Genomic DNA, 6,564 nt, shown 5'->3' with positions numbered 1-6,564 from the left:
AACGCTTCTTTAAAGCCTTTGGTGATAGAAACTTTGACGATCTCGAAGAGATCGTGAAGGAGAAACTTGACGTAAATATTTCTAGTTATATGAAAACGAGTATAAAGACGTTACGTGAACATTTACCACACATTCAAAACAGCTTTAACTATACCTACAATAATGGCCGCTTTGAAGGCATTAATAATAAAATCAAAGTCTTAAATCGGGTGGCTTATGGTTATCGTAATTTCAAAAACTATAAGAACCGTATTCTTTTACATTTTGCGTACAAACCAGTTGAACCACAGAAGAAAAAACCACAAAATAAAACACATGTTTCAGCTGCATAAAAAGAGCCGAAACATGTGAAATATAAGTTTGAAATTATTGGTTAAAAATTCTCACCAACCCTATTTGACAAAGAACCACTTTATTGAAATGGAGGATAATTTTATGACCAATAAACAAGATATTGTACCCGTCACTTTAAAGAGTAAATCGCAGCATCAAATGAACAATCAAAAAACACAGACGAAATCCACGGTTGCATTTCAAGTATCGAAAGAATCAACCACTTTGAATATTGCATTGAAAATGTACCAAGCTTGCGATCTTTTTTACCTATCTTTGCGGAGGGTTTTACCACTTATTGCGTGAGCATTTACCAATTCTAATCAGAACTTCTCACTAGCATCGTATAATTAAATTAGAATATTCTGAGCAGCCTTCAATTATTTTTTGACAAAAAAGGAAGCACCTGAATAAAAGTAGTGATCATCCGTTTTTTAACTATTTTAAAATTCAGAGCGACAGATAGGTAGTTAGATGCCTCACTTAAAATCCCTTCACCAACACCAAATATTATACTACCTTTTTCTCTACGCCTTTAGTTTTAACATACCATGAGGACTAATCAACCGAGCAAACGAACAGAGCAGATAATAAACAAAATGTTCTATAAGGGAGGAAACAGTTATGACGTGGAATGTATTGATAGAGACACTCATTGCTATGAGAGAACTTTGGTTTTATATTGGCGGCATGTTGTTACTTGTTACATTATATCATTTGACGATTATGTATTATCGTCGTTCAAGGTTGAAACGTTCAGGCATTCAAGAAATTGACCAGATGAAGGGAACGACATTTGAAGATTACTTAAAGATTCTGTACGAATCCCAAGGTTATAAAGTCTCGCTCACTCCAAAGACAGGCGATTATGGCGCGGATTTGGTGCTTAAAAAAGATAACAATAAGATTGTGGTTCAAGCTAAGCGTTATGCGAAAAATGTAGGCATAAAAGCAGTACAAGAAGTTATTGGGGCAAAGGATTACTACCGTGCGACAGACGCATGGGTTGTTTCAAACCGTTTTTATACACAACCAGCAATAAACTTAGCAAAAGCTAATGGTGTCAAGCTTGTGACAAGAGAACAGTTGATGAATCAAATGATTATCTTTAATAATGGCAAGCAGACGCATGCGTCTATAGTTAAGGAGACAAATCAAAAGGGTTAAATGACACATCATTAACCTTTAATCAATACCAAAAATATGCGTAAGAAAAAATATGCTCAATTTAGAGATCGAACGGATCAGATATTTCAATTGTTTGAGCGGCATAATTAAATTATCAAACAATACCATTATTAAAAGTATTTGATGAGCAATGAATGTTTTGTATTATCTTCAAAAAGTATCAAAAGTGCTTGATTTAATGCCGACTTGCTGTATATGATAGGATGGTAGAGGTAAAATTGTATTATTTTAATTAAAAATATAAAAAAAGTTAAAATAATATTTATTTGTAATATAAGAAGCTGTTATGTCATTCTCTACATTTGAAGGATAAATGAAGAAAGGTGGTGATCAGTGCTTATTAAAAAGCTGAATAAACAGTCGTTATATTTAGTAACTCAGTTATGAAGAGGTACGTAATCATGAAGGCAAAAACTAATAAACAATCACAAGGAGACCAACTATGATCTGTAATAATTGTGGGGCACCACTAGAAAATGATGCGAAATTTTGTACGAACTGTGGTGCAGCGATAGCTCAGACAATAAATCAACAAGCAGGAAATACAGCAGAACAACCAATTAGTGAGCGTAGCAATGAGACGAGTAATACACAAGCTCAGGATACGGATACACAAACACATCATACATCAAATAGTTCGACAACAGATACAGTAAAACAAACGATTGCTCAGATTCAAGAACATGAATATGTTGAAAAAGGGAAAGTATATGCGATCAATTACTTGAACTATGCGAAAGTAGCGCTTAAATCACCTTTTAAAACAGCTAAACAAATGCAACATCCAGATATTCAGCTTCATGGTATAACGACAATAGGGCTTTATTCATTCTTAATGCCATTATTATTTTTCTTTATGCTACAAACTTTTAATTCCTACATGCAAGTACCATTTTTTGACGTTGTCATAAAACCATTTGTTATTTTAGCGATTGTGTCCTTAGTTATGGTCGCTGTATTGTTTGGTGTAGGTCGTCTGATGCGTGTTAATGTGTCATTTAAAGCAGTCTTAGGCGCGTATGGTTCGCTACATACATTGCCGGTTGTACTATTACTGTTGTCAATGATCTTACTCGTCTTTAACAACTACGGACTTATTACGTTAGTACTATCCTTTATGTTTCTTGTTACGACAACCATTAACGTGTCTGTATTATTTGCGCTTAAGAGTCAACTATCAGAAGAGATCGGTCTTGATGTTGTCTATGGCATTATTCTTTCTTATATTGCGTTAATTGTTCTTGTGCTCGTCGTGAGTGATTCCATTATGGGCAGTATGATGATGGATATGGAAAATATTCTTTATGATTTATTGTTTATGTTTTAATACTGTTACACGGATAATATAATGTTTTATAGCCAAGGGTAATGTGTGAAAGTAACCATTACCCTTTTATTTTGCGGTTGATTTAGAAATGATAAGTAGAGGTGACGAAATGTATTGTAAAAACTGTGGAACGAAAAATGATTCAGATAAGAAGTTTTGTAAATCATGTGGAACGCCCCTAACAACACATGTTGTAAAAGAGACCCCATTAACTTCTGAACAAGCAGTTGTTCAGAAGCACCAGCCAAATAATGCAACACAGCAAAAATCAAAACCTAAAAAACCAATGGCAACGTCGACAAAACTGTTACTCATTTTAGGTATTGTTCTTTTATTCGTCCTGATAGGAACGTATAAGTGGGCAGAAAATTATTACAGTTTTGAGGCGCAACGTGATCGGCTTATGGATGTGATTAAAACGTTAGATGCTAAGGCATATAGTGAAGTGATAGAATCTAATCATCCGGCATTTGAGGTGACTGAAGCATCCGTTCAACCGTTCGTTGAATATCTTTCAACTCGTCCTGAGGCATATAATGATATGCTGCGATTTTTAATGAGAGATAAAGATAGCTTTAATTACTATGATCAACTCTATATTCGTCAACAGGGGAAACATCTAGGTTTGTTTGATAAGTATATCTTAGTTATTACCCCAGTAGAGTTTTATGTGATGACAAATGTTGAGAAGATTGATGTGACTTACGAAGGGTCAGAAGATAAACTGACGATGCAAGACGCTAGCACTGCTCATGTAGGTCCAGTTGCACCAGGTATTCATCATGTTGTTGTTGAAACGACGCTTGCAGGTGAAGAGGTGTTACTTGAACATTCAGAAGCCATTCTCTTTGCTGACGAGTCAGGTTATATACCCGAAATGTATGTGGATTTTGAAACATTTGAATTTTATATCTACTCTGATGTAGATACGGCAACGGTATTAGTTAATGAGTCACCTATTGGTGACTTAGTTGATGGTGAGGGATTCTTTGGTCCTGTTCTTTGGCAAGAAGACTTAGTGATGACATTTAGCACCGTACTTGATACGGGTGAAGAAGTAGAAAAAGAAGTTCAACTTGACCCAAACAGATACGAGTACAATATCCAGGTGTATCCGAGTGTGTCGTCATATGATATTGAACAGACGATTGGCCAAGTATATCGTGCAGCAAGTGTGTTAGCTGATGAGGAGTCAGATGAACAATTAGATACACTTGCTAGTTATTTAGTTGATGGTCGGGATAATGATCTTTTCAACACATATAAAAACACAGGGAAGCGCTACCGTGATAATGACGACATTTCGAGTGTGTATTACCGCGTGTACCTCCAAGAGTACGATGTGATTGATTTAACAACTGTTCGCGTGACATATGAATTATCAGTGAATGAATACGGCTCAGCGGGTGATTATTTTGAACTGATGTTCACGGGTGACATGAAGATCTTAGATGACGGTATGTATGCCATTGAATCTGTATCACTTGTAGACTAAATAAGTGATAATTCTTAAAAGATTATTTGGTTGTATAACCATTATAGGAGAGAATATGAGTGAAAGCAGCCTATTTAAAATCAAAAGGTTAGGTCAATGATAACGATCGGATAGTCACTGTAATAGTTCTCTCTATTGTCAATAATGAATCTTTCATTATGTTATACCCTAAAAGGTCTACTGAAAATGTAGACCTTTTTATGGTGCTGCAAAATAATAAGATAGTGAACACTAACATGTGCTAAGTCGCCTAATCGACGTCAGCGGGCGATATAATGGTTACTCACTTAATAAAATAGAACGTCATTGTTTGAATGCGGCGTGAGGTGATCGTAGTAGAGAGGGAAAACTGACTATTGCATTGAAAATCATGCACATCCATCACTTAGAAAAGAGATTTGAGATAGACGAGATGGAAAGTGCCGCGCAACGCTTACTTCTCGCGACACATAACCCTTGCCACCGACTGGCTCTCTCCGCCCTCGGTGGCTCTATTTCGTGCATTCAGTGGCTCTAAACTCCGCTCAAGTGGCTCTATTTCAATGCAATATTCACATTAACGTACCAGAGAGTTCTCAGGTGCATCGTTGTAAGGGGAAAATCTTTTATCGAAACGAAGATGGAGATTTTGACATTACAAATAATACAAATCCAGTATCTGGATTGTACATGAGAAAGCAAGTCACATATACAGAAAATAGAATTTTTCCCTATGCTGACATGGAAGAGCTGGAAGATGAAATGTTTACAACGGTTAGAAAAACAGTTGGGAACTTAAAACCTGGTCACCCCTGGGTTTCGATGGATAACATTGAACTGCTGAAAAGTACAGGAATGTATTTAAAGGATCAGAGCACAGGTGAGCAAGGTATTACCCTTGCAGGTATTTTGATGTTTGGAAGTGAGCTGATGATTCAAACAGCGCTTCCACACTATAGAACAGATGCAATTTTAAGAAGGGAAAACCTCGACAGGTATGATGACCGGGATGATATTAGGGTGAATCTTCTAAGAAGCTATGAAAGATTGATGCAGTTTATTGCGAAGCATCTTAATGACAAATTCTATCTTGAAGGTGATCAGCGTGTGAGTTTAAGGGAAAAGATTTTCAGAGAAGCGATCTCAAACTTGTTGATTCATAGAGAATTCTCAAATCCATTTCCTGCGAAGTTGGTCGTTGAGAAGGACAGAGTCTTTATCGAAAATGGCAATAAGCCTCACGGAAATGGAATGATTGACCCCGAGAACTTCTCACCTTATCCTAAAAATCCTAAGATTGCAAAGTTCTTTAAAGAAATCGGATGGGTTGATGAACTTGGATCGGGAGTCAGGAACATTTATAAATACAACAAGATATACTCAGGTGCCGATCCTGAATTTATTGAAGGTGATGTGTTTAAGACGATTATTCCTTTGACCACGCAAGCTACCAACCAAGATACCGTCCAAGATACCAACCAAGATAATGAGGATATTAAAGGGTTATTAGAGTTTTGCAGGACCCCACGAACAAGGGGAGAAATGCAACAGTTTATGGGGCTTAATAATAGAGGTCATTTTAGGCAGAAAATACTTAATCCTTTAATTAAAGGAGGCCTTCTCAAAATGACCATTCCCGACAAGCCAACAAGCAGAAATCAAAAGTATTACTCTAACAGATAAATGGAGAGCTCATCACAGTGTGGTGGGCTTTTTATTTTGCTTAGTAAAAGTAACCCGCCAAGAAGGTATCTAGGATTGGTAAAGTTCAGACCCTAGACTGAATCTTGGTGGGTTTGCTGCTTTTCAGAAAATTAGGTTGATAGGCGATTTCAGGTGACAAAGCTTAAAGGTGAATAACAGGACCTAATTTTCAATAAATCCATTATAAGGCAAGTGTTTTTTTGTGTTTTTAATATGTTTGCTCAACATGAATGAGCTCCCGTAATCTATACGGGTCGCCAGCTGAGAGAACACGTTACTTTAGTGACGTGGTGAATCAGCGTCTCGGGCGACCCGCATTGTATTCGGTTAGTTGGTTGTCGATATAGTCTTTAACGATATGTTTTGATACATGGCCTAACGTAGACATGAAGTAGCTCCCAGACCATAAATGCCCTCCCCATAATGTTGCTTTTGTTTCTGGATGTGCTTTAAACCACATCCTTGCCGACCCACCTTTTAAAGCTTGCACAATTTTACTTGGCGCATATTTAGGGTGAAATGACACCATTAAATGAAC

At 36.8% G+C, this 6,564-nt stretch carries 7 protein-coding genes; 6 read left to right on the top strand and 1 reads right to left on the bottom strand.

The window, feature by feature from the left end:
- From BM163_RS13930 to BM163_RS13480, 6 genes are all read left to right on the top strand, one after another.
- Positions 1 to 332 (top strand): transposase (locus tag BM163_RS13930; RefSeq protein WP_220083673.1); only part of this gene is annotated, 332 nt, incomplete at its 5' end.
- Positions 333 to 435: 103 nt separating this feature from the next.
- Positions 436 to 639, top strand: coding sequence for a hypothetical protein (locus BM163_RS13500; protein ID WP_089803691.1), 204 nt, complete (start codon positions 436 to 438; stop codon positions 637 to 639).
- Between the two features lie 318 nt (positions 640 to 957).
- A complete protein-coding gene (locus tag BM163_RS13495) occupies positions 958 to 1,500 on the top strand; it encodes a restriction endonuclease (protein ID WP_229675583.1) in 543 nt (180 codons plus the stop codon).
- 463 nt (positions 1,501 to 1,963) lie between these two features.
- Positions 1,964 to 2,848: a zinc ribbon domain-containing protein gene (locus BM163_RS13490; RefSeq protein ID WP_089803690.1), complete on the top strand. Its 885-nt coding sequence runs from the start codon at positions 1,964 to 1,966 to the stop codon at positions 2,846 to 2,848.
- A 109-nt stretch (positions 2,849 to 2,957) separates the two neighbouring features.
- Positions 2,958 to 4,343 (top strand): TcaA second domain-containing protein, encoded by a 1,386-nt coding sequence (locus BM163_RS13485; protein WP_089803689.1) that lies wholly within the window; start codon positions 2,958 to 2,960, stop codon positions 4,341 to 4,343.
- Between the two features lie 579 nt (positions 4,344 to 4,922).
- Positions 4,923 to 6,005 (top strand): DUF8451 domain-containing protein, encoded by a 1,083-nt coding sequence (locus BM163_RS13480; RefSeq protein ID WP_220083672.1) that lies wholly within the window; start codon positions 4,923 to 4,925, stop codon positions 6,003 to 6,005.
- Between the two features lie 316 nt (positions 6,006 to 6,321).
- Here the strand turns inward: BM163_RS13480 and tnpA are convergent.
- Positions 6,322 to 6,564, bottom strand: a 243-nt coding sequence (gene tnpA / locus BM163_RS13475; RefSeq protein WP_143088207.1) for an IS200/IS605 family transposase, incomplete at its 5' end; no start/stop codon positions are given.

The organism is Halolactibacillus alkaliphilus, from assembly GCF_900115465.1.
Classification (GTDB): domain Bacteria; phylum Bacillota; class Bacilli; order Bacillales; family Amphibacillaceae; genus Halolactibacillus; species Halolactibacillus alkaliphilus.
This window is presented reverse-complemented; position numbering and strand designations above follow the sequence as displayed.

Bases quoted from the DNA above. Each gene is read 5' to 3' on its own strand.
- BM163_RS13490 (WP_089803690.1), top strand. From the start codon at position 1,964: ATGATCTGTAATAATTGTGGGGCACCACTAGAAAATGATGCGAAATTT.
- BM163_RS13495 (WP_229675583.1), top strand. From the start codon at position 958: ATGACGTGGAATGTATTGATAGAGACACTCATTGCTATGAGAGAACTT.
- BM163_RS13500 (WP_089803691.1), top strand. From the start codon at position 436: ATGACCAATAAACAAGATATTGTACCCGTCACTTTAAAGAGTAAATCG.
- BM163_RS13485 (WP_089803689.1), top strand. From the start codon at position 2,958: ATGTATTGTAAAAACTGTGGAACGAAAAATGATTCAGATAAGAAGTTT.